At 71.9% G+C, this 26362-nt stretch carries 23 protein-coding genes; 13 read left to right on the top strand and 10 right to left on the bottom strand.

Translation table 11 applies throughout. The annotated features are described in order from the left end of the window. The first annotated feature begins 12 nt into the window (after positions 1 to 12). The 3 genes from ACFWI4_RS02425 (at position 13) to ACFWI4_RS02415 (ending at position 3165) form a co-directional block, all read left to right on the top strand. Positions 13 to 660, top strand: coding sequence for a TetR/AcrR family transcriptional regulator (locus ACFWI4_RS02425; RefSeq protein WP_385394267.1), 648 nt, complete (start codon positions 13 to 15; stop codon positions 658 to 660). A 122-nt stretch (positions 661 to 782) separates the two neighbouring features. Continuing rightward, the gene (locus tag ACFWI4_RS02420) at positions 783 to 1325 is read left to right on the top strand and encodes a GNAT family N-acetyltransferase (protein WP_387189985.1); all 543 of its coding nucleotides are present in this window, start codon (positions 783 to 785) and stop codon (positions 1323 to 1325) included. Positions 1326 to 1452: 127 nt separating this feature from the next. Further along, a complete protein-coding gene (locus tag ACFWI4_RS02415; protein ID WP_387189982.1) occupies positions 1453 to 3165 on the top strand; it encodes a PQQ-binding-like beta-propeller repeat protein in 1713 nt (570 codons plus the stop codon). 39 nt (positions 3166 to 3204) lie between these two features. Here ACFWI4_RS02415 and ACFWI4_RS02410 read toward each other — a convergent pair whose 3' ends face one another. Continuing rightward, entirely contained in the window at positions 3205 to 3624 is a 420-nt protein-coding gene (locus ACFWI4_RS02410; RefSeq protein ID WP_387189979.1) for an arsenate reductase ArsC, read from the bottom strand. A 178-nt stretch (positions 3625 to 3802) separates the two neighbouring features. Here ACFWI4_RS02410 and ACFWI4_RS02405 point away from each other — a divergent pair, with 178 nt between their 5' ends. Both ACFWI4_RS02405 and ACFWI4_RS02400 read left to right on the top strand, forming a co-directional pair. Next, positions 3803 to 4117, top strand: coding sequence for an ArsR/SmtB family transcription factor (locus tag ACFWI4_RS02405; RefSeq protein ID WP_387189976.1), 315 nt, complete (start codon positions 3803 to 3805; stop codon positions 4115 to 4117). Positions 4118 to 4153: 36 nt separating this feature from the next. Next, on the top strand, positions 4154 to 4963 hold the full coding sequence (locus tag ACFWI4_RS02400) for an aquaporin (protein WP_387189973.1): 810 nt from the start codon (positions 4154 to 4156) through the stop codon (positions 4961 to 4963). 113 nt (positions 4964 to 5076) lie between these two features. On the opposite strand, the gene ACFWI4_RS02395 is transcribed toward ACFWI4_RS02400, so the two are convergent. Beyond that, on the bottom strand, positions 5077 to 5550 hold the full coding sequence (locus ACFWI4_RS02395) for a GNAT family N-acetyltransferase (RefSeq protein ID WP_387189970.1): 474 nt from the start codon (positions 5548 to 5550) through the stop codon (positions 5077 to 5079). Between the two features lie 71 nt (positions 5551 to 5621). After that, complete coding sequence (locus ACFWI4_RS02390) at positions 5622 to 5996, bottom strand: ArsR/SmtB family transcription factor (RefSeq protein WP_387189967.1); 375 nt, start codon at positions 5994 to 5996, stop codon at positions 5622 to 5624. 88 nt (positions 5997 to 6084) lie between these two features. Here ACFWI4_RS02390 and ACFWI4_RS02385 point away from each other — a divergent pair, with 88 nt between their 5' ends. From ACFWI4_RS02385 to ACFWI4_RS02375, 3 genes are all read left to right on the top strand, one after another. Next, positions 6085 to 7560: an NAD(P)-binding domain-containing protein gene (locus ACFWI4_RS02385; protein ID WP_387189964.1), complete on the top strand. Its 1476-nt coding sequence runs from the start codon at positions 6085 to 6087 to the stop codon at positions 7558 to 7560. A 215-nt stretch (positions 7561 to 7775) separates the two neighbouring features. Continuing rightward, positions 7776 to 9848, top strand: a complete 2073-nt coding sequence (locus ACFWI4_RS02380) for a glycosyl hydrolase family 28-related protein (RefSeq protein ID WP_387189961.1) — start codon at positions 7776 to 7778, stop codon at positions 9846 to 9848. Positions 9849 to 10266: 418 nt separating this feature from the next. After that, positions 10267 to 11481, top strand: a complete 1215-nt coding sequence (locus tag ACFWI4_RS02375; RefSeq protein WP_387189959.1) for an MFS transporter — start codon at positions 10267 to 10269, stop codon at positions 11479 to 11481. 128 nt (positions 11482 to 11609) lie between these two features. Here ACFWI4_RS02375 and ACFWI4_RS02370 read toward each other — a convergent pair whose 3' ends face one another. From ACFWI4_RS02370 to ACFWI4_RS02360, 3 genes are all read right to left on the bottom strand, one after another. Continuing rightward, positions 11610 to 12911, bottom strand: a complete 1302-nt coding sequence (locus ACFWI4_RS02370) for a Rieske 2Fe-2S domain-containing protein (RefSeq protein ID WP_387190167.1) — start codon at positions 12909 to 12911, stop codon at positions 11610 to 11612. Between the two features lie 210 nt (positions 12912 to 13121). Continuing rightward, positions 13122 to 14534 carry an FAD-binding oxidoreductase gene (locus tag ACFWI4_RS02365; RefSeq protein ID WP_387189956.1) on the bottom strand — a complete coding sequence of 471 codons (1413 nt, stop codon included), beginning with the start codon at positions 14532 to 14534 and terminating at the stop codon, positions 13122 to 13124. A gap of 111 nt (positions 14535 to 14645) precedes the next feature. After that, positions 14646 to 15662 (bottom strand): hypothetical protein, encoded by a 1017-nt coding sequence (locus tag ACFWI4_RS02360; RefSeq protein ID WP_387189953.1) that lies wholly within the window; start codon positions 15660 to 15662, stop codon positions 14646 to 14648. Between the two features lie 131 nt (positions 15663 to 15793). Between ACFWI4_RS02360 and ACFWI4_RS02355 the strand changes: the two genes are divergently transcribed. After that, positions 15794 to 16903: a methyltransferase gene (locus ACFWI4_RS02355; RefSeq protein WP_387189950.1), complete on the top strand. Its 1110-nt coding sequence runs from the start codon at positions 15794 to 15796 to the stop codon at positions 16901 to 16903. A gap of 60 nt (positions 16904 to 16963) precedes the next feature. After that, complete coding sequence (locus ACFWI4_RS02350; protein ID WP_387189948.1) at positions 16964 to 18049, top strand: protein kinase family protein; 1086 nt, start codon at positions 16964 to 16966, stop codon at positions 18047 to 18049. Positions 18050 to 18166: 117 nt separating this feature from the next. On the opposite strand, the gene ACFWI4_RS02345 is transcribed toward ACFWI4_RS02350, so the two are convergent. After that, positions 18167 to 19681, bottom strand: coding sequence for a PepSY-associated TM helix domain-containing protein (locus ACFWI4_RS02345; RefSeq protein WP_387189946.1), 1515 nt, complete (start codon positions 19679 to 19681; stop codon positions 18167 to 18169). Between the two features lie 420 nt (positions 19682 to 20101). On the opposite strand from ACFWI4_RS02345, the gene ACFWI4_RS02340 reads away from it, so the two are divergent. Then, the gene (locus ACFWI4_RS02340) at positions 20102 to 20953 is read left to right on the top strand and encodes an RNA polymerase sigma factor SigF (protein WP_387189943.1); all 852 of its coding nucleotides are present in this window, start codon (positions 20102 to 20104) and stop codon (positions 20951 to 20953) included. Between the two features lie 31 nt (positions 20954 to 20984). On the opposite strand, the gene ACFWI4_RS02335 is transcribed toward ACFWI4_RS02340, so the two are convergent. The 3 genes from ACFWI4_RS02335 to ACFWI4_RS02325 all read right to left on the bottom strand — a co-directional run bounded on the left by ACFWI4_RS02335 (position 20985) and on the right by ACFWI4_RS02325 (position 23588). Continuing rightward, on the bottom strand, positions 20985 to 21566 hold the full coding sequence (locus ACFWI4_RS02335; protein ID WP_385393873.1) for a DUF2231 domain-containing protein: 582 nt from the start codon (positions 21564 to 21566) through the stop codon (positions 20985 to 20987). Between the two features lie 105 nt (positions 21567 to 21671). Next, positions 21672 to 22745, bottom strand: a complete 1074-nt coding sequence (locus ACFWI4_RS02330) for a glycoside hydrolase family 19 protein (RefSeq protein WP_387189940.1) — start codon at positions 22743 to 22745, stop codon at positions 21672 to 21674. A gap of 393 nt (positions 22746 to 23138) precedes the next feature. Continuing rightward, positions 23139 to 23588: a MarR family winged helix-turn-helix transcriptional regulator gene (locus ACFWI4_RS02325; RefSeq protein WP_387189938.1), complete on the bottom strand. Its 450-nt coding sequence runs from the start codon at positions 23586 to 23588 to the stop codon at positions 23139 to 23141. 113 nt (positions 23589 to 23701) lie between these two features. On the opposite strand from ACFWI4_RS02325, the gene ACFWI4_RS02320 reads away from it, so the two are divergent. Together ACFWI4_RS02320 and ACFWI4_RS02315 are read left to right on the top strand one after the other, a co-directional pair. Continuing rightward, positions 23702 to 25210, top strand: a complete 1509-nt coding sequence (locus ACFWI4_RS02320) for an MFS transporter (protein WP_387189936.1) — start codon at positions 23702 to 23704, stop codon at positions 25208 to 25210. 38 nt (positions 25211 to 25248) lie between these two features. Next, positions 25249 to 26040 (top strand): maleylpyruvate isomerase family mycothiol-dependent enzyme, encoded by a 792-nt coding sequence (locus tag ACFWI4_RS02315; RefSeq protein ID WP_387189934.1) that lies wholly within the window; start codon positions 25249 to 25251, stop codon positions 26038 to 26040. Positions 26041 to 26362: the final 322 nt, after the last annotated feature.

Genomic DNA, 26362 nt, shown 5'->3' with positions numbered 1-26362 from the left:
GCTTCGCACTCGATGGAGTCCGTGCTCACCGAGACGGTCGCCCTGCTCGACGAGGCCGGGGCCCAGGCGCTGACGTTCCGGGCGCTCGCCCAGCGCCTCGGCGGTGGCGTCGCCAGCATCTACTGGTACGTGGCGAACAAGGAGGAACTGCTCGACCGCGCCACCGACCATGTGATGGGCGGGATCCTGGCCGACGTCGAGAAGCTTCCCGGCAGCGACGACCCGATCGACGACCTGCGTGCGATGGCGGTGACGCTGTTCGACGCGATCGTGGACCGGCCCTGGCTCGGCGCGTACTTCATGCGCAACACCGACGTGCAGAGCAACTCCCTGCGCCTGTACGAGAAGCTCGGCCGGCAGACGCTCCGCCTCGATCTCACCGCGCACCAGCGGTTCCACGCGGTGTCGGCGATCATCGGGGTCGTCGTCGGGTCCGCCGTCGACATGGGGCAGGAGCCGCCCCAGGAGATCCTCGACGGCGCCGTGAACCGTGAGGAGTTCCTCGGCCGCTTCGCCCAGGCCTGGCGCGAGCTCGACCCCGAGGAGTTCCCGTTCGTGAGCGAGATCGTCGACGAGTTCGACGGCCACGACGACGTCGACCAGTTCCGCTCCGCGCTGGAGCTGACGCTGACGGGCCTGCGCCTTCAGGCCGGAGCCTGAACATCCTGACCACGGCGGCCGCAGCCGGTGCCCCGCCTGCCCGCCGGGGGCCGGCGAGTGCGGCCGCCCCGGCCGTCCCGGTTATCCTGCCTCGTTCCGAAGAGGCCAGGAGGTCCCGCACCATGAGCAGCAACACGTCGTCGTTTCCCGAGCGGATCGAGCTCACGGGGGAGGGCCTCGTCCTCCGCGACTGGACGGAGGAGGACCTGGCGGCGATGCCGGAGCTGTTCGACCACCCCGACATCGCGTACTGGACACCGATCGTCTCCCCCTTCGACGAAGCGGCCTCCCTCGCACGCCTGGACCGGGCCCGGCAGCTGCGCGCGGAGGGCACGGCCGTCCTGCTCGCGATCACCCTCGACGGCGGTGCTCCGCTCGGCGAGGTGATGCTGCGCCGTTCCCCCGAGGGCACCGAGATCGGCTACGCGGTCGGTCCGGCGCACCGAGGTCAGGGGCTGGCGGTGCGGGCGGTACGGGTCATGGCCGCGTACGCCTTCGAGGAGCTGGCCGCGGATCGGGTGATCCTTGAGCTGGAGGCGGAGAACGCCGCCAGCGTCGCCGTGGCCACCAAGGCGGGCTTCGCGCTGCTCGACGTCCCGCCGATCACCGGCGAGGAGAAGGGGCGCCCGTTCGTCCTCCAGACATGGGGCCTGGACCGCCTCTGAACGGCCCCGCGCACCGCCGTATATCCGATGGCGCCCGGGGCGGCGGAAACGGGAGCATGAACGGCCGCCGTCCCGTGCGCGGGGCGGCGGCCTTCGACGTGTTCGCGCTCCCTGGGGGGAAGTCCGTATGACCGTGATGCCGCTGGTCCGGCGTGTGCTGGGCGACGGGCCCTTCGCCGAGACGGGACGGCCGAGCCTGGCCGTCGTCGACGGTCGTTCACGCAGGATCGCGGTGGCCGGGGACGTGGGCCGGCTCCAGTGGAGCGGCAGCGGGACGGCGGAGTCGCGCTGGACGGGGGACCGGATCGGCGTCTACGACCGCGACACCCTGCGGTGCGAACACCTGGTGCGGTCGAGGTACCCGGCGCACTCCGCCGCCTTCCACCCCACGCTTCCCCTCCTGGCCGTCGGCACCGGCAGCTACGACGGCGGCTACGCGTTCGAGGGCGAGCTCCTCCTGCTGCGTCTGGACTCGGGCACCGTGGTGTCGGCGCTGCGGTACGAGCGCGAGGTGCTCGGCGTCGAATGGTGCGGACCGACGCGGCTGCGTCTGGTGCTGGCGCCCTGTGACGACTGGGAGAACGACGACGCCCACGAGCAGGGGCACGAGGTCGTGGTCTCCCGCGACGACTGGGGAGCGGTGGGCCCGCGGGCCATCGAACCGGAGGAGCTGGCGGCGCCCGTACGTCCCGCCGCACGGCCGGATCACCGCGCCGAGGCACGCGGTCTGCTCGCGGACCTCGCCGCCGTGGCCGGCCGGCCGTGGTCGACCCGGCGACGGGTGTGGGCCGTCGAGGGGCTGGAGGACGGCCGGGTGCTGGCCGCGCTGGACGGGGTCCTGGCCGAGTCGTGGCTGCCGTCGGGGGAGCGCGAGTGGGTGGTCGAGGACGACGAAGGCGGCCGCCAGCTCGTCCCCGCCTCCGACGGGGCCTCGGTGTGGACCAACGGCGACCGCCGCATGCGCCGGGGCGACGGCGGAGCGTGGCAGTGCCCCGCACCCCGGATCGCGCGCGTGGCCCTCGACACCGGGCAGGTGCTGGAGACGCTGAGCCTGGCGGAATCCGCGGTCCTGGTCGCCGGCGGGGGCAGAGTGCTGCTGAGACCGTCGGACCACACACGCCGTCGTGGCGAACGCCTGACGATGTTCGGCCTCACCGACCGGGTGGAGGCGGCCCCGGAATCCGACGGCTCCGGCGCGTCCCGACGTCCGTCCCCGCAGTCCGACGGCTCCGAAGCGGGCAAGGACCCGTGCCCGGAATCCGCCGGCGTCGAACCCTCCGCCGACTCGTTCCCCGAGGTCGGCGGCTTCGACCTGTTCAACCACCCGTTCCCGGTCAGCCGCGCGAGCCGTCCGTACGTCCTCGTGGGCACGAAGCCGGACGCGCCGCACAGGGACAAGTGGATCGTGGCGCTCGCCTCGGACGGCACGGTCCGGCGGCTCTTCCCGCTCTCCTGGGCGCCCCAGGAGCACCACTTCGGCGGCCCGGCGGCCGAGTTCGGGCAGGGTCTGGTGTACGCCGGAGCGGTCCACGACGGGGCCGGACTCCAGCCCGATGGCGCCTACGTCGTACGGCGCTCCCTCGACGGCACGGTGCGGTGGCAGCACCGCGCCGACCATCCGGCCACGGCGCTCGACGTCGACGAGGACACGGTCTACGTCGCGTACAACTCGGGCGCCCTGACCGCACTGGACGCCGACGACGGCACGGTCCGGTGGCACACCGAACTCGCGGTCGACGGGACACCGACCACGGCCCTGTCCCTCGCCGTGACGCCGCACGGGAGCCTGCTCATCGGCACGGTCGACGGCCGGATCCTGGAGTGCGCGGTCCGGGAGTGAGGCTCATCGCGCAGCCGAACAGCGTGTCCGTCAGGGACGTCACGCCTTCCGGTTCGCGTCGATCTCGGCGATCAGGGCCTCGATACGGGTCCTGATCTCGTCGCGGATCGGGCGGACGGACTCGACGCCCTTGCCGGCCGGGTCCTCGAGGGCCCAGTCCAGGTACTTCTTGCCCGGGAAGACCGGGCAGGCGTCGCCGCAGCCCATGGTGATGACGTAGTCCGACGCCTGGACGGCCTCGGTCGTGAGGATCTTCGGCTCGGCGTCGGCGATGTCGACGCCGACTTCCCGCATGGCCTCGACCGCGGCGGGGTTGACCTGGTCGCCGGGGACGGAGCCGGCGGAGCGGACCTCGATCCGGTCGCCCGCGAGGTGGTTCAGGAATCCGGCGGCCATCTGCGAGCGCCCGGCGTTGTGGACACAGACGAAGAGCACGGAGGCGAGCGGGTTGGAGGACATCGGTTCTTCCCTCGTGAGTGGTCGTTCGGACGACGGCGACCGGTGGGTCCTCGGGATCGGTCACGGGCCGGTCGAGGTCGTGGCGGTCGGGCACGCGTCCGCGCATCCGCGGGGGACGCGGGTCCCGAGAATCACTCCACGCTGGTATCAGCCCGGAGTGATGTGAGAGTATCAGTCCATGATGACGTCAGTCGACACTGATCTGATGCGGGTTCTGGCCGACCCGCTCCGGCTCCGGATCGTCACCCTGCTCGCCAGGGAGACGCTGTGCAGCACCCACCTGATCGAGGAGACGGGAGCCACGCAGACCAACCTCTCCAACCATCTGAAGGTGCTGCGCGAGGCCGGAGTCGTCGACACGGAGCCGTGCGGCCGCTTCACCTACTACCGCCTCAGGCCCGAAGTCATCGCCTCCCTCGCGGGCCAGTTCGCCGATCTGGCGGAGACCGCGCGCGCCACCGCCGAGAACAACGTCAAGCGGTCCTGCCCCTGATCCCGCCCTCGCGGCGACCTGCAATGAGGAGTCCTGTTGACCGCCACCGAGGCCACCGAGCGCGACGGCACCGAGGGATCTGCCCCAGCCCCTGACCCGTCCGTGCCGCAGCCCGCCCCGGGCGCCACTCCGCCCCAGGCGCCCCCGCTGATCGCCAGGGTCGCAGCCGAACTCGTCGGCACCGCGGCCCTGGTCGCGATCGTGGTCGGCTCCGGTGTCCAGGCCACCGAACTGACCAAGGACGTCGGCCTGCAACTGCTCGCCAACTCCACCGCCACCGTCTTCGGTCTCGGCGTCCTGATCGCCCTGCTCGGCCCGGTCTCCGGCGCGCACTTCAACCCGGTGGTCACGCTGGCCGAGTGGTGGACCGCCCGCCGCGGCGGCGCCGGAGTCACCCTGCGCGAGACCGCGGTCTACGTACCCGCGCAGATCGTCGGTGCGATCGCGGGCGCGATCCTGGCCGACGCCATGTTCGGTGAGCCGCTGGTGAAGTGGTCCACGCACGACCGCTCGGCTGGGCATCTGCTGCTGGGCGAGGTGGTCGCGACCGCCGGTCTGATCCTGCTGATCTTCGGTCTTGCCCGCACGGACCGGCTGCGCTTCGCGCCCGTCGCGGTCGCCTCGTACATCGGCGCCGCCTACTGGTTCACCTCGTCCACGTCCTTCGCCAACCCGGCGGTGACGATCGGCCGCGCCTTCACCGACACCTTCGCCGGCATCGCCCCGGGCTCGGTCCCCGCGTTCATCGGCATGCAGGTCATCGGCGCCGCGGTCGGGCTCGCGCTGGTGGCCCTCATCTTCATGACCGGCGGACAGGAAGCCCGGCGGCCCACCGAAGGCCGCTGACGTCCCAGGTCGTGGTGATCGGCGGAGGCCCCGAGCCGGGCTCGCCGCCGGGTGTCACCCTGCGCGGACCGGGCGGCGTGGGGCCGCCCTGCCGACGCCCGTGGGCCGAGTGGTCAATCGATGATCGGGCTGCGGCGTTCGACGAGAACGACGTCGCGCCAGCGGCCGTGGTGGCGACCGATCCGTTCACGGGTGCCGATGACGCGGAAGCCCGCCCGTTCGTGCAGGGCGAGGCTTGCGACGTTCTCGGGGAAGATCCCCGACTGGATCGTCCAGATCCCCGCCGCCTCGGTCGACCCGATCATCGCGTCGAGCAGCATCGAGGCGACGCCGCGGCCTCTGGCTGCCGGGTGGACGTAGACCGAGTGCTCGACGACGCCCGCGTACGCGCAGCGGTCGGACACCCGGGTCGTCGCGACCCAGCCCGACACGGCGCCCCCCTCGTCCAGCGTGACGAAGCGGTGCTCGCGCAGCTTCGCGGCATCGAACGCCGGCCAGGCCGGAGCGGTCGTCTCGAAGGTCGCGTCGCCCTCGTCGATGCCCGCCTGATAGATCGCCAGGACCTGATCCGCGTGGTCGGCGGTCATGGGTACGACGACCACACCCGGCCCGGTCGCGGGTCGGCCCGCGGCGCTGCTCCTCGTCTCCCCGGCCATGGTCAGGCCCCGGCCGGGGCGACCGTCAGCAGTTTGCCCATGGCGGCCACCACGGAGGGTTCGACCCGGTAGTAGACCCAGGTGCCGCGCCGCTCCGAGGTGAGCAGGCCCGCCTCCTTCAGCTTCTTGAGGTGGTGCGAGACCGTCGGCTGGGACACGCCGACGTCGGAGATGTCGCAGACGCAGGCCTCGCCGCCTTCGTGCGAGGCCACGGCGGAGAACAGCCGCAGCCGCACCGGGTCGCCGAGGGCCTTGAACATGCGCGCGGCCGTCTCCGCCTCCGCCGCGGTGAACGGGCGCTCGGTGAGCGGCGGGCAGCACGGCTCCACGGCCCGGTCGGCCTGATCCAGCAGCGGCAACAGCTCCATGTTTGACATGCGTCTATGTTGACACACGTCGAACCAGCCTGGCGAGAGCCGGATCGGCCGCCCCGGAGAACCCTCGCCAGGCTCGCTAATTCGATAGATGTCTATGTTGACGCTCGTCGAATCGAGTGTAATGCTGGCCCTGCAAGTCATCGACAGACGTCGAAACAGCGAGGAGTCGACCGTGAACGCGTCCGTCACCACCGATCCGCCCGTCACCACCGATCTGCCCGTCGTCGTGATCGGAGCCGGCCCCGTCGGGCTCGCTGCCGCCGCCCACCTGGTCGACCGCGGTCTCACCCCGCTGGTCCTGGAAGCCGGTCCCGTCGCCGGTGCGGCGGTGCGCGAATGGGCACACGTGCGGCTGTTCTCCACCTGGGGCGAGGTCACCGACCCGGCCGCGGAGAAGCTGCTCGCCCCGACGGGATGGGTGAAGCCGGATGGCGCCGCGTACCCCTCGGGCGGTGACTGGGCCGAGCGGTACCTCCAGCCGCTCGCCGACGTCCTCGGCGAGAGGGTCCGCTTCGGTGTCACGGTCACCGGAGTCTCCCGTGCGGGCCGGGACCGGATCGTGGACGCCGACCGTGAAGCTCAGCCGTTCGTCGTCCATGTGACCCACGCCGACGGCGCCGAGGAGCGGCTGTTCGCCCGCGCGGTGATCGACGCCTCCGGCACCTGGACCACCCCGAGCCCGGCCGGCGCCGGCGGCCTCCCGGCCCTCGGTGAAAAGGCCGCATCCGACCGGATCACCTACCGCGTCCCCGACCTCAAGGACCCGGCCGTCCGCGCCAGGTACGCGGGAAAGCGCACCGCGGTCATCGGCTCCGGCGCCTCCGCCTTCACCGCGCTCGCCTACCTCGCCGACCTCGCCAAGTCCGACGACGGCACCGGTACCGAGGGCGTGTGGATCCTGCGCCGGGGCATCTCCGGCTCCACCTTCGGCGGTGGCAGTGCCGACCAGCTTCCCGCCCGCGGCGCCCTCGGCCTCGCCGCCAAGGCCGCCGTCGACGAAGGCCACGCCGACGCGGTCACCGGCTTCCGCACCGACGTCATCGAACGCGACAGCGATGGCCGCCTGGTGCTCGTCGGCGAGGACGGCCGCCGCCTCGCCCCGGTCGACGAGGTCATCGTCCTCACCGGTTTCCGCCCCGACCTGTCGTTCCTGTCCGAGCTCCGTCTCGGCCTCGACGAACGCCTCCAGGCTCCCGTCGAACTGGCCCCGCTCATCGACCCCAACCAGCACTCGTGCGGCACCGTCTACCCGCACGGCGTCAACGAGCTGTCCCACCCGGAGAAGGACGTCTACCTGGTGGGCATGAAGTCCTACGGCCGCGCCCCCACCTTCCTCGCGATGACCGGCTACGAGCAGGTCCGCTCGATCGCCGCCGCCCTCGCGGGCGACCAGGAAGCCGCCGAGCGGGTCGAACTGACCCTGCCCGAGACCGGGGTCTGCGGCGGCGCCGGCCTCTTCGATGACCCCGCCGCCGCCCAGGACGGCGACGGCGGAGGCTGCTGCGCCGCCCCGACCGCCCTCCGGATCGGCCTCGGCGCCCCGGCCGGGTCCGGCGGCTGCTGACCGTTGGCGATCCGCGCAAGCAACGCAAGATACGCAATAAATCTACGGACTCTTGCAGGATGCGTACTGAAGGATGGAAAAACGCGTCTGGTGTCTTGTCCGGGTGTCCGGGCGCGCCCTAATGTCCCGGTACGCAGCGGCACGGCGTCCTGACCGCCGTGCCGCCGTGCACCGAGCTGCCCTCGGTGTCCCGCTCCCAGAGAAACGAGACCCCGATGGCGCGACACACCGTCCACGCGGCTGCGGAGCGGGTCCGGAGGCGCGTGCGAAGACCGGTCCGGACGGTCGCGGTGGTGACCGCGGCCGCCGCGGGGCTCGTGCTCGGGCTCGGGGCCCCGGCCCCGGCGGCCCCGGGGCACGGCGGCCGCGCGGGCGCACCGGCGGTGACCCGGGCCGGACTCGATCCCGCCCTCGTCGCGGGGCGCGGCGCCGCAGTGGACTTCGCCGAACAGGAGGCGGAGAACGCGCGGACCGACGGCACCGTCATCGGCCCCGACCGTACCGCCTACACCCTGCCCTCCGAGGCGTCCGGCCGCGCGGCGGTACGCCTGAAGCCGGGCGAGTACGTCGAGTTCACCCTGCCCCGAGCGGCCAACGCGCTCACCGTCCGCTACAGCATCCCCGACGCCCCGCGGGGCGGCGGCATCACCGCGCCCCTCGACGTCACCGTGAACGGCGGACACCGCACCACGATGACGCTCACCTCGCAGTACTCCTGGCTCTACAACCAGTACCCGTTCAGCAACGACCCCCAGGGCGACCTGCTGCACCCGGACTGGTGGATCACCGAATGCGGCTGCGTCCCCGCCGCCACCACCCCGGCGCCCACCGTCGACAAGCCGTTCCGCCCCAGCCACTTCTACGACGAACAGCGACTGCTGCTCGGCCGGAAGTACGCGGCCGGCGAGACCGTACGCCTCACCGCGCCCAGGAACACCAGCGCGGCCTGGACCGTGATCGACCTGCTCGACACACAGCTCGTCGGCGCCCCGCACGTCGAGAAGCACGCGGCGGACGTCATCGCGTTCGGAGCCGATCCCACCGGCCGGCGCGACGCGGGCGACGCCTTCGACCGGGCCGTCGCCTACGCCAAGAAGCGGCACCTCAAGGTCTACGTGCCCCCGGGCACGTACCAGGTGAACCGGCACATCGTCGTGGACGACGTGACGATCGTCGGGGCCGGCAGCTGGTACTCGATCGTCAAGGGCCACCAGGTCACCCTCGGCACCCCCGCCCCCGACGGCTCGGTCCACACCGGGGTCGGCTTCTACGGCAAGGACGCGGCGGACGGCGGCAGCCACGACGTCCACCTGTCGGGCTTCGCGGTCGAGGGCGACGTACGCGAACGCGTCGACACCGACCAGGTCAACGCCATCGGCGGAGCGCTCGGCGACTCCACGATCGACGGCCTCTACCTCCACCACACCAAGGTCGGCATGTGGTTCGACGGCCCGATGACCGGACTGCGGGTCACCCACACCGTGATCGCCGACCAGATCGCCGACGGCATCAACTTCCACACCGGCGTGACCGATTCCAGCGTCTCGGACACCTTCGTCCGCAACACCGGCGACGACGGTCTGGCCATGTGGTCCGAGAAGACGGCCGACGCCCGCAACGTCTTCGCCCACAACACCGTGCAGAGCCCGGTCCTCGCCAACGGCATCGCGCTGTACGGCGGCACCGACAACACGGTCACCGGCAACCTGATCGCCGACCCCGTCCGTGAGGGCAGCGCCATCCAGGTCGGCTCCCGCTTCGGGGCCGAGCCGTTCGCCGGGCAGCTGCGGATCACGGACAACACCACGGTCCGCTCCGGCCCGTTCGAGCTCAACTGGAAGATCGGCCTCGGCGCCATCTGGTTCTACGCCCTGGAACGGGACATCGACGCCGACATCCAGGTCACCGGCGACCACTTCCTCGACAACACCTACAACGCGATCATGCTCGTCTCCGACTTCCCGGTGAAGGACAAGTACGCGATCCGAGGCGTCCGCTTCAAGGACATCCGGGTGGACGGCACCGGCACGTCCGTCCTCAGCGCCCGCTCCGCCGGATCGGCGTCCTTCGAGAACGTGGACGCCCGTGGCGTCGGCGCGGTCGGCGTCAACAACTGCGGGTCCTTCAACTTCCCGGCCACCGGATCCGAGTTCACGGTGAACGACCTCGGCGGCAACGACGGCGGCGGCACGACCGGCCCCTGGCTGGCGTCCTGGGAACTGCCGAACACCATCACCTGCGACGACCGGCCCCCGGTGGTACCGCCACCGGCCCCGGCACCCTGGTGAGGGACATCTCTCACCGACGCACACGCACGGGCGCGGCGGCCGATCCCCATCGGCCGCCGCCGCGGCGTGCGCTCCGACGACGGCATGCGGTCGTACGGCTCGACCACGACGACGCAGACGGACCGTACGAGCCCGCGCAGGTGGCCTCCGGACCCGGGCGGGTCCGGGCGGTGGCCCCCGCCCGGGCGGATGCATGGCCCCAGCAGCTATCCTGGCTGACCGGCCGGGGCCACCGCCGCAGCCAGAGGGACCGGGTCCGACCCGACGCCGCACCTCGCGGGGCGATCTTGGAATGGATGCCTTCGCGCCATTGCTGCACCACCTGCGCGGGCCAACCCGCACCGCACCGCACCGCACCGCACCGCACCGCCCCGCTCCTGGTCCCCGGCCCGTTGTCTTCGAAAGGTTCTCCTGCACCATGCCCTTGGCTCTGCTGGCCCTCGCTGTCGTCGCGTTCGGCATCGGCACCACCGAGTTCGCCACGATGGGGCTCCTGCCCCAGATCGCCGACGGAATCGGTGTGTCCGTACCGCACGCCGGCAACGTCGTGTCGGCGTACGCGCTCGGTGTCGTCGTCGGCGCCCCGCTGCTCACGGGCATATGCGCGCGCGTCCCGCACAAGCGGCTGCTGCTTCTCCTGACCGGGCTGTTCGTGATCGGCAACACGGCGTCGGCCCTCGCCCCCGACTTCGGCACGCTCTTCGCCGCCCGCTTCCTGGCCGGTCTGCCGCACGGCGCGCTGTTCGGCGTCGGCGCCGTCGTCGCCTCCCGACTGGTCTCCGCGGACAGGGCGGCGCGCGCCGTCTCGAAGATGTTCCTCGGACTCACCATCGCCAACATCGTCGGAGTCCCGGCCGCCACCGCCCTCGGCCAGCACCTGGGCTGGCGCGCCGCCTACGGCGCCGTCGCCGTCATCGGCCTCGTCGCGCTGGCCGCGCTGGCCGCCTTCGTCCCGCACCAGCCGCGCGGGGAACAGTCCGGGGTACGGCACGAGCTGCGGGCCATGGGCAACCGGCAGGTCGTCATCGGTCTGGCCACGGCCGTCGTGGGCTTCGGCGGATTCTTCGCCGTGTACAGCTATCTCGTACCGATGCTCACCCACGTCACCGGCCTCTCCGGCACCTCGACCACCTGGGTCCTCGCGCTCTACGGCGTCGGCATGACGCTCGGAACCCTGATCGCCGGACCCCTCACCGACCGCGCGCTGCGCCCCACCATGTACTGGGGGCTCATCCTGCTGGCCGCGGCCCTGGTGACGTTCTACTTCGCGGTCCACAGCACCGTGCCCGCCCTGGTGATGATCACCTTCATCGGCGCGATGGGCTCCCTCATCACCACGCCGATCCAGATGCTGCTCATGGCCAAGGCCAAGGACGCCCCGACGATGGCGGCGGCCTCCAACCACTCTGCCTTCAACCTGGCCAACGCCGGTGGCGCCTGGCTCGGCGGCCTGGTCATCTCGGCCGGCTGGGGCTGGGCCTCGCCCAACCTGGTCGGCGCCGCGCTCGCCGTGGCCGGTCTGGGTCTCGCCTTCACGGGCGGTGCCATGGACCGCGGCCGGCGGCGCTCGGACGTCATCACCCAGGCAGCGCCGGTCGCCGGTCAGGAGACCCGGGTCCGCACCGCGGACTGACCGGGACACCGGGGATCTCCAGCAGCGCACCCGGTGCACCACGTGGCATGTCGTCCGCGCCGGGCTGACCTGCCCGGACCTGCGCGGACCCGTCGGCGGAGGTGACGCCGGAAGCGTGCCGGTCCGGCTTACTCGGCCATGCCGGCGCCCTCCACCGCGGGACCGGCGGACTGCGCCGGTCCCGCGGATTCCGTGACCTCGTCGGGGCCCGTGGCCGGGGCGTCGTCCACGAGCGAGGCCGTGCGGTGCGCGGGGCCCGCCATCCCGCACGGCGCGCAGCCCGACGCCGTCTCCGGACGCAGCGGCACGCCGTTGGCTCGCAGCACGTCACGCAGGTCGAGGATCAGCGGGAACACCTCGTGGTTGTGGTCCTCGCCCTGCTCGTCCCAGGCACGCTGCTCCGCCTCGACCGCCATCCGGTCCTGGGCGAAGACCCGCTCGGTGAACCTGCGGATCAGCGGCCAGGCGAGCTGCAGCGCCCCGGGCACCGGCGGCTTCGCGATCGTCAGCAGGCCGTAGGCGTGGTTGACCCGCTGTTCCGCGTCCTCCGGCACATACGCGGCCCAGAGCGAGAACGCCGGGAGGTCGCTGCCCTCCGGGACGTCCCGGAGGGTCTGGTACGGGTACTCGGTGCGGATCGTGATGACGTCGGGCCGGTCCTGGCCCCCGAACCCCTCCGCGGACAGCAGACCCGCGCCCCGGTCCTTGCGGCCCCCGGCCGGGACGAAGAGGTACCGCGCCTCGACGTGCGTCGGTCCGGCGTCGTACCCCAGCAGCTCCGGCCGGATCCTGCCGAGGACGCTCCGGTGCAGGAACTGGTGGTTCATGTCGAGCAGGTTCTCGTGCATGAACGAGTAGTGGCAGTGCACGGTCCGGGAGAACGTCATGGTGCGGTGGCCGGCCGAGTGGTACTCGGGCAGGAACGGGAACGGCGCGTCCTCGGCGAGCGCCGGGTCGCCCGGGAACACGAACACCAGGCCGTAGGCCTCGCGGACCGGATACGAGCGCACCCCGCGCGGCGGCCGCTCACAGCCCTTGGGCAGATACGGAATCTGCGAGATGCGCCCGTCGCCCCGGTAGGCCCACGCGTGGTAGCAGCAGCGCAGGATGTCACCCTCGACCACACCCATGCTCAACGGCACCTGCCGGTGCGCGCAGCGGTCCTCCAGCGCGTGGACGGCACCGCTGCGCCCCCGGTACAGCACGATCCGCTCACCCGCGAAGACGGCCGCGAACGTCCGGTTGCGCCGCACCTTCCGCGAGGTCGCCACCGGGTACCAGTGATCGGGGGAGATCCCGACCCGGCGGAGGTCGGAGACCGCACCCGACCCGGCCGCCGGGCGGCTGTCCGAGTGGCGCGGCACCGGGCCCTCGGGGCCGGGGGCGGAGTGCTGATCGGCTCCGGGGCGGTCGTGCCGGGCCTCGGTCATGAGCGGTGCTCCCTTGCACTCGGGGCGCGAGTTCACGTCGTGCGGCAGCGGGGAGACCGCGCGGCGGGGCTCCACCTTCCAACCGTCACCGCGAGCGCGACGGCCGTCAACCGCGGGGGTGCGTTGGTGGTACGTCCTCGGAGCGGCGCAGGCCATGGTTGCCGTGCTCCGCCGCTGACGGGTGCCGCCCGGGCCCGGGTGCCTCCGGCGTCAGAACCGTCCTCGGGCGAACACGCCGTCCGGGTCGAGGACGCGGCCGATCCGTTGCAGGAGAACGCCGTGGGGACGGGGGAGGGGGTGATCGATGTCCGGACGGTACGGATGGTGGCCTGCCGCGGCGAACGACCGGTGGAGCCGGTCGAGCGTGCGGTGGGCGTCGTCGACGGAGCGCGCGTCCCGTGGCGGGAATCCGAGGGTGACGACGTGGTCGATCGTGTCGGCGTCGAGAACGTTCATGGTGACGCCCGGAGCTGCCGTGCCGCCCTCCAGCGCCGTGGCGATCAGCTCGGAGGCCCGCGCGACGGCGGACCCGTCGAACGGGACGACGGGAAGGAACATCAGCAGACCGCGGGCGGTGTCCAGGCAGCGGGCGCAGCAACCCGCCTTGCGCCGGAAGAGGGTGTCGTCGGGGTCCGGCAGACCCGCGTAGGCACCGTGCACATGGTCGTCGGCGGTGTGCGGGGGCGCGGCCACGAAGGGGGAGCCGTGCCCGCCGACCCTTTCGGCGACGAGCCGGGACCGCGCGGCGACGAGGCCCGGGTCCCCGGTGAGGCAGATGTGTACGAGCCAGCGGTCCTCGACCCCGTAGGTCCGGGCTGCGACGGGGTTGTAGATCTTGGCCGTGGCGGGGATCAGACGCTGGGCGGTCCAGGAGCGCAGGACGTCGACGGCGGCGGGGAGTTCGGCCTCGGCGAAGGTCAGCGGCAGTACCCGTACCGCCTCCGGCCGGGGCAGCAGACGGACGACGGCGGCCGTGACGACGGCCATCGCGGACTGGGTGAAGACATGGTTGAGGGAGGGACCCCGTCCGTGCGGCTGCACGGTGTCGGCATGGTCGGAACGCTCGTCGGGCCACCAGCCGCAGCGTGTGAACGTGCCGTCCGACAGGACGAGTTCGAGCCCCGCCAGATCCTCCGCGCGGGCCCGGTGCAGGCCCACGCCCCGTTCCAGGATGTTGCCGAGGACGCTGGTGTGCTGTGAGGCGCCGGTGAGATTGAGCATCCGCTCCGACCCGCTGAGCCGTCCGGCCAACTCGCCCTGTGTGACGCCGGGTTCGACGACCGCGTACCCCGCCCGGAGGTCGATGGCGCGGATGCGGTCGAGCAGCGAGAGGTCGAGCACGGTGGCGCCCTCCTCGACCGGGCTGCCGGAGCCGAGCCCCCAGTTGCGTCCGGTGCTCACCGGATGCAGCGGGGAGTGCGGCCCGACGGCCGCGCGCCGGGCCGTCTCCCGCACGATGCTGGCCACCTCGTCGGCGTCGCCGGGCCGCAGGACCTCGGCCACCCATCGGGGGCGGAACCGCCCCGACTCGATGATCCTGTGGCCCGCTTCCGCTTCCGCCGCCGTTTCCGCTCGCGCGGGAGCGGCGGGCGAAGGGGCGGACGTCCCCGGGGCAGTGCTCATCGTGTTCTCTCCTGGACGCGAACTCCGGCCCGGCAGGCCGGAGATGGGGCGGCCGCGGTCGCGACCGCCGGGGTTCGGGGGCGGAGCCGCACCTCGGCCGGTGCGGCTCCGCTATCCGGAGGCGCGGGGGCCGAGGTGGCCGAGCCGTTGCCGGGCGAGGCGCTCGGCGGCCTCCACTCCGGTCTCGGGCCGCCGCGGACCGGGTTGCTGGGCGGTCTGGGCCATGAGCAGACTTTGCTGTGTCGCTCCGCCGAACCGTGCGCACACCCAGACGTGAGCGTCGTACAGATGCTGGACCGACGCGTGCACGGCGGTCACGGATGCCGGGGCCAGACGGTCGAAGACGCCGCTGTTCCTGGACTGGCGCATCTGGGCGACGAGCGCGTGATGGTCCCTGGTCTGGAGTCCGCTGAAGCCGGCGTTGACCGTGGGCGGGGTCATGGTGTCGCGGACGGGGCCGTACAGCTCCGGCGGGAAGTCGGCGGCGTAACGCATGGAGACGGCGGTGCTGCGGCAGATCCGGCCGAAGGCGCGGACCGCTTCTCCCTCTTGTTCCTCCTCGTGTGCCGTGCCGCCGTCGTCGAGGTCGCGCAGGGCGACGATCAGCAGTTGGAGCATGACGAAGAACCGCTGATGGCCGACGAGCCATCGCTCCTGAGCGGCGGCCGCCGGGTCGGCGGGCTGCCAGCGTGTGTGTTTGACGGCAGGGGTCGGCACGCCCGTGAGCAAGGTGCCGACCCCGAGCAGCAGGTTGTCCGGGTCCTCGTCGAGGGTGCTGCCGTTACGGGCGAGGTCGTCGTGGACGAGGAGGTCGCTGACCACCAGTGCCGCGGCGAGCAGCCCGGCACTGCTGCCCCCGGCCCGTTGCACCGAGAAGAACCGGTCGTGGATGTCGCCGCCGGCGGGGCGTGAGCCCTCCGCCGGTACGCCCCGGTCGAGTCGGGTGTCGCACCAGGCCAGCAACTCGGTTCGGGCCGCGGCGGCGTTGGGTCCGTCCTGGAGGGCGGTGGTGTACAGGCCCGGTGGCAAACCTTCGTGCAGGAGGGTGAGTTGCTCACCGACGCGGGCGGTGGTGGCGGGAAGATCCGTGGGCAACGGCAGGGTCAGAACGGTGGGGCTGCCGGGCACGGCGTCGTTCGGTACAAGTATCTCGGCTTCGATCGGCGACAGAGGGTGTAACTGAGCGTCCTTGATCCACTACTCTAAGTGTTCACGGGGGATGCTTCTGACCCACATCACTGCCGAGCGGGAGTTGTGCCATGCACCAGACGATGGACAAGGCGGCGAACCGGCCGGTTCCGGCCTCGGCCGGCCCGGCCGAACCGGAGTCGGTCACACCCGTCCCGCTGATGGAACTGACCACCGGCTTCTGGCGGTTCAAGGTGCTGGCCGCCGGTGTCGACCTCGGACTGTTCTCGGTCCTGTCGCGGCGTGGCACCGTCGACGCGCGCACGATCGCCGCGGAGCTGGGCCTGCATCCCAGGCCCGCCCGGATGCTGCTCGCCTGCTGCACCGCCCTCGGGCTGCTGACGCGTGAGGGCGGCCTCTACCGCAACGCGCCGATCGCCGAGGAGTTCCTGGTCGAGGGCCGGCCGCACTACTTCGGTGGCTTCGTCCGGTACTCGGACCGGCACGGCTATCCCGGCTGGGGCCGGCTCCAGGAGGCGATCCGCGACAACCGGCCCACCACCTGGGACCCCGACCTCCAGCAATCGGCGTTCGTCACCACGGACCCCGAGATCCTCGAAGGGTTCTGGGAGGCGATGTTCACCCTCTCGTCGTTCACCGCGCGGGCACTGGCCGACGCCCACGACTTCGCCGCGTACAGCCGACTGCTCGACGTGGGCGGCGGCACCGGGGCGTTCCCCGTCGGACTGTGCCGCCGCCACCCCCACCTCGGCGCCACCGTCCTCGACCTGCCGCACATCACCGCGATGACCCGGGAGAAGGTCGCCGCGCTCGGACTGACGGGCGCGATCGGCACCCACGACGGCGACTTCCTGTCCGAGGAGCCGTTGCCGTCGGGGCACGACGTGATCCTGCTCAGCATGATCCTGCACGACTGGGACGAGGCGACCGGGCGCCGGCTGCTGGAGAAGTGCCACGCGGCGCTGCCCGAAGGAGGAGCGGTGATCATCTGCGAACTCGTCCTCGACGACGACGAGACCGGCCCCGCCCCGGCGGCGCTGATGGGGCTCAACATGCTCGTCGAGACACGCTCGGGCCACAACTACACCTACGGCGAGTACCGGCGCTGGCTCACCGACGCGGGCTTCACCGACATCTCGGTGGCACCGCTGGACGCCGCCGGGGCGAACGCGGCCCTCATCGCGCGGAGGACGAGTGCGTCCGAGGGGCCGTCCCGATAGGCTCGCCCGGGTCCGAGACTTCGCCGAAGCCCTGGTCACGGGCACACCGAGGAGCCGTCGATGCGCACCCCCGAGCCGCGCCACGACACACGGCTCGCCGCGTACGGGCGGGTGTCCACGCGACTGTCCCTGCTGAGCGACCGCCGGCTCGGCGAGATCGTGGCCGGGGCGGCGCCGCTCGGGTCCGGCATCGGCGGCCGGTCGGCGGAACTGGACGTCGACGGCACGCGCGTGTTCGTCAAGAAGGTCCCGTTGACGGACATCGAACTGCGCCCCGGGAACACCCGGTCGACGGCGAACCTCTTCGGGCTGCCGATGTTCTACCAGTACGGAATCGGCTCGGCGGGGTTCGGTGCCTGGCGCGAGCTGGCCGCGCACGTCATGACCACCAACTGGGTCCTCGGGAACGAGTACGAGGGCTTCCCGCTGATGTACCACTGGCGTGTCCTGCCCGACGCGCCGCCCGAGGGGTTCGCCGACGCGTTCGGCGGGATCGAGGGGGCGGTCGAGCACTGGGAGGGTTCGACGGCCGTGCGTGAGCGGCTGGAGGCCATCGGTCGCTCCTCGGCCGCTCTGGTTCTCTTCCTGGAGCACATCCCCGAGACGCTCGCCGACCGGCTGCACGACCAGGGCGCCGCCGCACCGGAGAGCGGTGGCGGGTCGCCGTATCTCTGGGCGGAGGAAGCCCTGGAGCGCGGCACCGCCTTCATGGGCTCGCGCGGGTTCGTCCATTTCGACGCCCACTTCGCCAACATCCTGACCGACGGCCGTCGGGTGTACTTCGCCGACTTCGGGCTCGCGCTGAGCTCCGGCTTCGAACTGTCCGCGGCCGAGCGGGAGTTCCTCTCCGCGCACCGGCTCTACGACCGTTGCCTCACCGCCCGCCATCTGCTGCGCCATCATCTGCCCGTGGGTCCGCGCGATGACGAGGCGTACGCGGTCTTCCTGGCCGAGTGGATCGCCGGGCGCCGTCCCGACGGTCTGCGGTCCGAGATCGCCGCGATCCTCGACCGGAACTCCCGGGCCGCCGCGGCCATGGGCGAGTTCGCCCGGCGCCTGCTCGCCGAGACCAAGCGAACCCCGTACCCCGCCGCCGAGTTCGCGAGGGCCTGGGAGGGCGCCTCGGCGGTCGTGGCGAGCCCCTGAGGCCACCTGTCGAGAGCACTTTCCTTTCAACTCGGCCTTGAGCGGGGCTGCTTGGAGTCGCAGCCCCGCCAAATGCATCCTGTTCCACTGCTGTTGTCGTGCTCGGGACTGTGGGGATCAGCCCGTGGAGTCGGCTCCCGCGGTGGGCGGGGTCACGCGGCGACGGCGCCGTACGGCACCCGCGACCAGGTCGGCGGCCAGGAACGCGGCGAGCGGCAGGCCGAGGAGGGGGAGCGCCCACCCGAGCGCGACGACGGCGAGGACTCCTGCCGCCAGGGCCCCGTACGGGATTCCGCGCCAGGCACCACGGGCCGGCGGGGTGCCGAGCGGGGCGCGGCGGTCGGCGCGCGTGGGGCGCCGCTGCCACCACATGCGGTAGCCCAGGACGGTCATGCAGGTCAGCCCGATGGCCAGCAGGGCCAGCAGGATCTGGTTGACCAGGCCGAACAGCGTGCCCATATGGGCGTTGATGCCCCACCGGGTCAGCTTGGCCAGGACCGGCCAGTCGGCGAAGTCCACCCGGTCGACCACCCGGTCGGTGGTGGCGTCGACGGCCACGCTGTCGCGTCCGACCGGCCAGAGGTTCCGGGTCTGCGACACGGTCCAGGCGGCGGTGTGGTCCTGCGGGACACCGATGGCGACGGGGCCCGACAGTCCGTCGCGCCGGGCAGCGGCGAGGACCCCGTCGATGGCCTTCGGGTCGACACCGTCCCCGGTGGGGGAGTCCACCGCTCCGCCGTGGTGGTGGCCGCCCGGTCCGCCGGCGGACGCGCCGGGCAGGGCGGTCGACACCGCGGGCGTACCGGAGCGCAGCGCGTCCAGCGCTTCACCGAAGTGGGCGCCCGCGAAACGGGACCAGGTCAGGCCGGTCGCGGAGAGGGCCAGCAGACCGAGCGCGAGCCACACGCCCGTCGCCGCGTGCCACCCGCGGGTGCGGCGGACGCCCTTCCCGGCCGCAAGGTCGGGCAGCAGCAGACGCCGGGCGGAACGGTTGCGGCGCCGGCGGCGCCACCACAGGACCAGGCCGCCGAGGACGAGGACCCACAGCCAACTCGCGGCGAACTCCGAGTAGTAGCGGCCGGTCGTGCCCAGGTGCAGATTGCGGTGCAGGTCGTCCAGCCAGGTCTTGAGCGGCGTGGATCCATACCAGGTGGTCAACTGCCCGGTCACCTCGCCCGTGTACGGGTCGACGTAGACGGTGTGCGCCCGCTCGCCCAGTTCGGGCAGTGCGAAGTCCACCTGGGTCGTCGAGTCCCCGGTTCCGGGACGAACGGCGGTCAGCGTGCCCTTCTGGTGACGGGCCCGAGCGGCCTCCACCTGTTCGGCCAGGGGGAGGGACGCGCCTGCCGGACGCGCGACGGTGAGCTCCTTGTCGTAGACGAACGCGTCCAGTTGAGGGGTGAAGGTGTAGAGCAGGCCGGTGACCGCCGCGACGAGCAGGAAGGGTGCCACCAGGACTCCGGCGTAGAAATGCAGCCGTGCCAGCAACGGACCGAAGCCCGTGGGCCGTCGAGGTGATCCCGGTGTCCCGGCCGGGGCGCCCGCACCCGCGGACACCCCGCCGCCTTCTGGTGTGCCGGTGGCCTCCTCGCCCGGGGAGGGCAGGTCGGGGGCATCGGAGCTGACGGACATCGGTCCACCTCGTTCTGTGTCGGCTGCGGCGGACGCTGCTTCCCCGGCCCGGGCGGTGGACGCGCGGGTGACGACCGGGCCACGGCGTCCTTCCCACGGCCGTTTCCGGCCGTGCGGTGAAGCAGTCGGACGGGCGAGCCCTCCGGTTCCCGTGGTGATCCGGAAAAGTGCGCGGACCCGCCGGTGGCGCGTCCGGAACCGGGCCCGTCGGCGTCGTCACGCTCCACGATCAGCCGCCGCCCAAGCGTCACATTGCCCCGATATGGGTTTATTGCATTGAAGGCCGGGGACTCCAATGACAGTGCTTCGGACAACAGGCACGTCCGTGAGAGCGTCCGCTCCCCGCACGGGTGTGTCGCCCATACGCGTGCGCCCTCATGGAGTTCTGTCCAGTGGCAACCCTGAGGGAGCTGTTCGCACATGACCTGCACAGCAGCCACCCGGCGCCGTCGGCACGATGACGCACCCGAGACCGACGCCGCCTTCTCACACCTGGCAGGACTTCCCGACGGACCGGAGCGCAGGGCGCTGCGCGAGGAGGTCGTCGGGGCCTGGATGCCGATGGCCGAGCGCATCGCCGGCAAGTACCGGGGCAGGGGTGAGTCCATCGAGGATCTGGTCCAGGTCGCCGCACTCGGCCTGGTGAAGGCCGTGGACCGGTACGACCCCACCCGGGGCAACGCCTTCGAGAGCTACGCCGTCCCGACGATCGTCGGTGAGATCAAGCGCCACTTCCGCGACCACATGTGGGCCGTGCACGTGCCGCGACGGGTCCAGGAGGCGCGCAACCGGGTCCGCGGGGCCGTGAAGGACCTGGCGCCGGCCCATTCCGACCGGCAGCCCCGCGTCGCCGAGATCGCCGAATACGCCCAGCTCAGCGAGGACGACGTACGCGTGGGCCTGGAAGCCCTGGACAGCTTCGTGACCCTCTCGCTCGACGCCCGCCTCGCCGACGGTGACGACGGGTACTCCCTGTCCGACGGGCTGGGGGAGGCCGACACCGGGTTCGACCTGGTCGTGGACCGGGAGGCCGTCAAGCCCGCCCTGGCGCGGCTGCCCGAGCGCGAGCGGACCATCCTCTACCTGCGGTTCTTCCGTGACATGACACAGAGCTGTATCGCGGCGGAGCTGGGGGTCTCCCAGATGCATGTCTCGCGTCTGCTCAGCGGCTGCTGCGCCGCGCTCCGCGAGGAGGTGCTCGCCGACGCGGACCCGGGCGCGGAGCCGGCCGGCAGCAACACGGCCGACTCCGCAGCGGCCCGTTCGGCTTGAGCGCGGGCGCGCCGCATGCCGCCGGCCCTCCCTACTCCGCCGGCCAGGCCCCCACGGAACGCCGGTAGGCCACGTGCCCGCCCAGCGCTCCGGTGACGCCGACCGCCGCCAGGCCGGCCAGTGACCACAGGCTCCCCTTCGCCCGGTGATGGCGGAGCCGTGCGGTGAGGGAGGCGGCGAAGCAGGCCACCGCGGCCACGTTCGTGGCGGCGTGGGCCAGTCCGACGCGTGCCTGCTCCGGCGGCAGGTCCGCCCAGTCGACCCACCCGCTGATCGCCGCCGGGGCGACCCCGGCCAGTCCGACGGCCGTCAGGGTCGTCGCGGCGCGCTGCCCCGCCGGCATGACGTCCATGAGGGTGGCCGACAGCCAGCAGCCGATCGGGACCTGCACCAGGACCGGGTGCACAGGATGGCCCAGGGGCCGGCCGCGCAGCAGATCGCGGGCCCCGCCGAGCGGCAGCGCCCTGATGCCCCGCTGAAGCGTGCTGATCAGCGGGTCCGCCGCCGTGGACCGCTCGATGCGGGCCAGGCAGGTCAGCCATCGCGTCGAGGCGGTGCTGGACGCGAAGACCGTCCGGGTATCCGGTGAATCGCCGGATTCGTATTCCTTCATGCCCAACGACTACCCGGCGCGAGGGATCTCTCCCACCCGCCGGTCGTGTGGCGCGGCCGGCGGGTGGGAGAGGTGTTCGGCCGGGACGCGGCCGACGGGGCGGGCTCAGCAGTAGAGGTTGGCCCCCGGTGCGACGCCGAGGATCGAGGTGAACCGCTGGTACGCGTCGACCCGGCTCTGCACCTGGGCCGCGTTCTTGCCGTCGCACTCCAGGGAGCCGTTGATGCTCCGGATGGTCTGGCCGAATCCGGCGCTGTTGACCATCGCGTTGTGCGGGGTCATCGTGCCGGGGCCCGACTGGGTGTTCCAGTACCAGAGGCCGGTCTTCCAGGCCACGGCCGCGTCGGTCTGGACGAGGTTGGGATTGCCCAGCAGGTCGATGCCGAGCGCGTCACCGGCGGCCTTGTAGTTGAAGTTCCAGCTGAGCTGGATCGGACCGCGCCCGTAGTACGCCGACTGGCCGGCCGGGCAGCCGTAGGGCTGGCTCCAGTCGCAGTAGTGCGAGTAGTTGGCGGTGTTCTGCTCCACGACGTAGACCAGACCGCCGGTCTCGTGGTTGACGTTCGCGAGGAAGGCCGCGGCCTCCTGCTTCTTGACGGTGTCGCTGCCGGTGTTGGCGAAGCCCGGGAACGAACTCAGCGCGGCCTTCAGGCCGTTGTAGGTGTAGAAGGAGTTCCGGCTCGGGAACATCTGGTTGAACTGGGCCTCGCTCACGACGAAGCCGTCGGACGGGTTGGTCGAGCCGCCGTCGCAGGAGTACGGGTCCCAGAACCAGGTGCTGATGGTGGGGTCGTACCCCGGGTTGTCGTGCTCGGCGATGTAGGCCTTCCCGTCCGTGTACCGGACGATGTCGCCGGTGACGTAGGACCGGCCGGGCACCCAGTCCGGGTAGCTCGCGCAGGACCCGCCGGGCGGGTTGGTCGAGCCGCTGTCGCAGGCGTAGGGGTCCCAGTACCAGGTGCTGATGGTCGGGTCGTAGCCGGGGTTGTCGTGCTCGGCGATGTAGGTCTTGCCGTCGGTGTACCGGACGATGTTGCCGGTGGCGTAGGACCTGCCCGCCACCCAGTCCGGGTAGCTCGCGCAGGAGGCGGCCGAGGCGTTGGCGGCCGGCAGCAGTACGGGTGCGGCGGTTCCGATCAGCAGCGCGGCCAGTACGGAAGACACACGGCGTTGTGACAAGGGATCAGTCCTTCACGGAACAGGCCGCGACGGAGACATGGCGCGGCCTCGCGCGCACGCCGACGAGAGCGGAGCGATGCACTCCGGGCGACCGTGGTGGGGGGTGTGGAGCACACTCAACCGCGTTGGTCTGTACCAGTCAAGGTGTAGACCAATCCGGGCCACGGCCATTGGCGAAAAAGTGCTGCCTCGTGCCGGACGCCCAACTCGTTTGTGTGTCCGGGTGGTTGGCGGCAAGGGTGTGTGCCGGAGGCGACTGTCGGAGAGGTCCGGTTCGCTGCCGCGAGGGTATGCGTGAGATCGAGAGCGTCAGTACGGGGTCCGCGATCACTGTCGCGAGGTCGCGCAGGGGGTCGGTCGCCCGCCCGGGTCGTCGGCCCTCGGCCCGGACCTTCAGGCGCTGGGCCGCAGTGCCGTCGGGCGGGAGGTGAAGGCGCGTTCCAGGAGGGTGTGGAGCGTGGTCCGCTCCTCCTCGCTGAGGTTGTCCAGGCCGGCGCGGGTGGTGTCCATCCTGCCGCGGATCACGTCGATGACGCGCTCGCCCTCGGCGGTCAGGACGACGTTCTTGACGCGCCGGTCGGTGGGGCTCGGCTCCCGCCGGACGAGACCGCGCTTCTCCAGCCGGTCGATGATCCCCGTCATGTTCGAGGCGTCACAGGTCAGGATGGTGGCGAGGGCGCGCATCGCGGCCGGCCCCCGGCGCAGCACGTTGAGCGTCTTGCCCTGGCTGGCGGTGAGGTTCTCGCTCGCCGCGGCCACCGTGAAGTCGCCGTAGTAGGCCCCGAGCGACACCGACAGGAGCTCCATGAGCTGGTCCGTGTCCACACCGCTGGTTCCTGTCATGTGGCTCACTCTACGCCAGGAAGTTTGACCATCTCAAATATTCACGGCTACGGTCAGCTATTGCTTGAAGTTCTCAAGCATCGAGGTTGTTAACTAGTTAGGGCAGACTTTCCGTGTCTCACACACAGCAAGCGGCGTCGCCGAGGTCCTCCGGGAACACCCGGATCGTCCTCGTGCTCGGGCTCGCCGCCATGGTCGTCTCGATGATGCAGACCCTGGTCGTACCCATCCTGGGCATGATCCAGAGCGACCTGAAGGCCAGCACGGCGAACGTCAGCTGGGTGACGACCGCCACGCTGCTGTCCGCCGCCGTGTTCACCCCGCTGCTCGGCCGCTTCGGCGACCAGCACGGCAAGAAGCCCACGCTCGTCGGCGTTCTGGTCGTGATGATCGCCGGTTCGGTGCTCGCCGCCACCACCACCTCGCTGACCTGGCTGATCGTCGGACGCGTGATGCAGGGAGCCGCCACCGCGATCTTCCCGCTCGCCCTCTCCGTCCTGCGTGAGGAGATCGCGCCGGAGAAGCTCCACGGAGCGATGGCCCTGGTCAGCGGCACCCTCGCGTTCGGCAGCGGCCTCGCCCTCGTCGGCGCCGGCCTCCTCACCCAGGGCTCCCACCCCGACTACCACCGGCCCTTCTGGCTCGCGGTCGTGCTCGCCGTGGTGGCCCTGATCGGCGTGCTCGTCACCGTGCCCGCGTCCCGGACGAAGACCGGCGGGCGGACCGACTGGCTCGGCGCGCTGACCCTCGGCATGCTGCTGGTGCTCCTGCTGCTGCCCATCTCCCAGGGACACGAGTGGGGCTGGACGTCCGGCCGTACGCTCGGCGCCTTCGCCGGTGCCGTCGTCATGGCGGGTGTGTGGGTGTTCACCGAGAACCGGGTCAAGGAACCGATGGTGGACATGAAGATGTTCGTCCACCGGCCCGTGCTCTTCACCAACCTGGCCGGACTGCTGCTGGGCTTCGCGATGTTCACCCAGTTCATCGGCGTCTCGTACCTCGTGCAGATGCCGGAACACCTCCTCGGCTACGGCTTCGGCGCCTCCGTGCTCGCCGCGTCCGTCGTCTACCTGCTGCCGACCACGCTCGTCTCCCTCGTCGGTGCCCAGTTCGGCGGCGTGCTCGTCCGCAGGCTCGGCGCACGCTTCACGCTCGCCGCCGGCGCCTGCTTCGGAGTGCTCGGCTTCGCCTGGCTGACCGCCGCCCACGACACCAGCGCCTCCGTCATCAGCGCGGGCATGCTCATCGGTCTGGCGATCAGCTTCGGCTACGCCTCCATGCCGGCCCTCATCGTCGCCGGCGTCCCGGCGCACCAGACCGGCATCGCCAACGGCATCAACTCCATCTCCCGCTCCGTCGGCAGCGCCGTCGCGAGCGCGGTGATCACCTCGCTGCTCGCGTCCAAGACCGTACGGCTGCCGGCCGGCATGCCCGCGCTGCCCCAGGAGAGCCAGTTCACGCTCAGCTTCGCCATCGCCGGAGGCGCGTTCCTCCTGGTCGCCGTCGTCGCCCTGGTCGGACTGAAGGCGGCCCACGCGCCGCGGACGTCCGTGGTGCGCCAGTCGGAGACGCCCGAGCCCGCTGAGCTCGCGGTGGCGGGTGCCGAGGCCAAGTCCCTCTGACCGGCCCCCTCTTCCCCTCGTAGAAAGGCACCACAACGATGACGTCCCCGGACAGCCGTGCACAGGGAGCGACCCCGGTCGACCACCGTGCGGCGATCATGGCCGAGACCGCCCGGTTCGTCGCGGCGCTGGAGAACGCCGATCCGGCGACTCCGGTGCCGGGTTGCCCCGGCTGGACGCTGGCTGACCTGGTCACCCACACGGGCAGTGTCCAGCGCTGGTTCTCGGCCCTGCTGCACGCCCGGGTCCAGGAACCCCCGCGGACGCGTGACGTGGACCTGCGCCTGCCGGACGGGTGGGACGGCCGCGCCGACTGGCTCGCCGCGAGCGCGACGGTGGCGGCGGAGGCCTTCGCGGCCACGGACCCGGACCTCCCCATGTGGGCCTGGGGCGTCGACCAGCACGCCCGCTTCTGGGCGCGCCGGATGCTCTTCGAGACCCTGGTGCACCGGATCGACGCCGAGACGGCGCTCGGCCTGCGGCCCACCGTCGACCGTTCCCTGGCCGCCGACGGCGTGGACGAGTTCCTCGTCAACCTGCCGTTCGCCGGCTCCTTCGCGCCGGGAGTCGCCAATCTGCGCGGTCCCGACAGGACCGTCCGCTTCCTGGCGACCGACGGTGACGGCGACTGGCTGGTCCGCCTGCGGCCCGACGGCTTCGGGCTCGACGCGTCCGGCGCGGCGGCCGGATCCGCCGACGCGACCGTCCGGGGCACGGCCGCGGACCTGCTGCTGCTCGTGTACGGCCGGCTCTCCCGTGACGCCGGGGCGATCGCCTGCGACGGGGACGAGGAACTGCTGACGCTGTGGTTCGCCAACTCGGCCTTCTGACGGCCGAGTCCGCGGAGCCGAGTCCGCGAAGCCGGGCGGCGGGGGCCGCCGCCGGGTGCGACGGCGTGCCGTTCGCACCCGGCCCGGCGCATGGGGACCTCCGAGACGGTCCGTACAACCAAAACCTTGACCGTCATGTCGTACATGGCAGGCCCACCGAGAGCCGCGGAAACAAGGGGGAACCATGCGTACGAGACGATCCATGGCGGTGCTGGCCGCCCTGACGACGGCCGCCGCGGGCGTGGTCGGGGGGCGGGGGCCCGCGGCGGGCGCGGCCGCCCCGACCGGGCAGTGGCCGACCCGCTGGGGGCGCCACCCCGAC

Origin of the sequence: Streptomyces sp. NPDC127038 (assembly GCF_042725875.1) — a bacterium.
Taxonomy (GTDB): Bacteria; Actinomycetota; Actinomycetes; order Streptomycetales; family Streptomycetaceae; genus Streptomyces.
The sequence above is the reverse complement of the archived record's forward strand: the minus strand, read 5'-3'. Positions and strand labels throughout refer to the sequence as shown.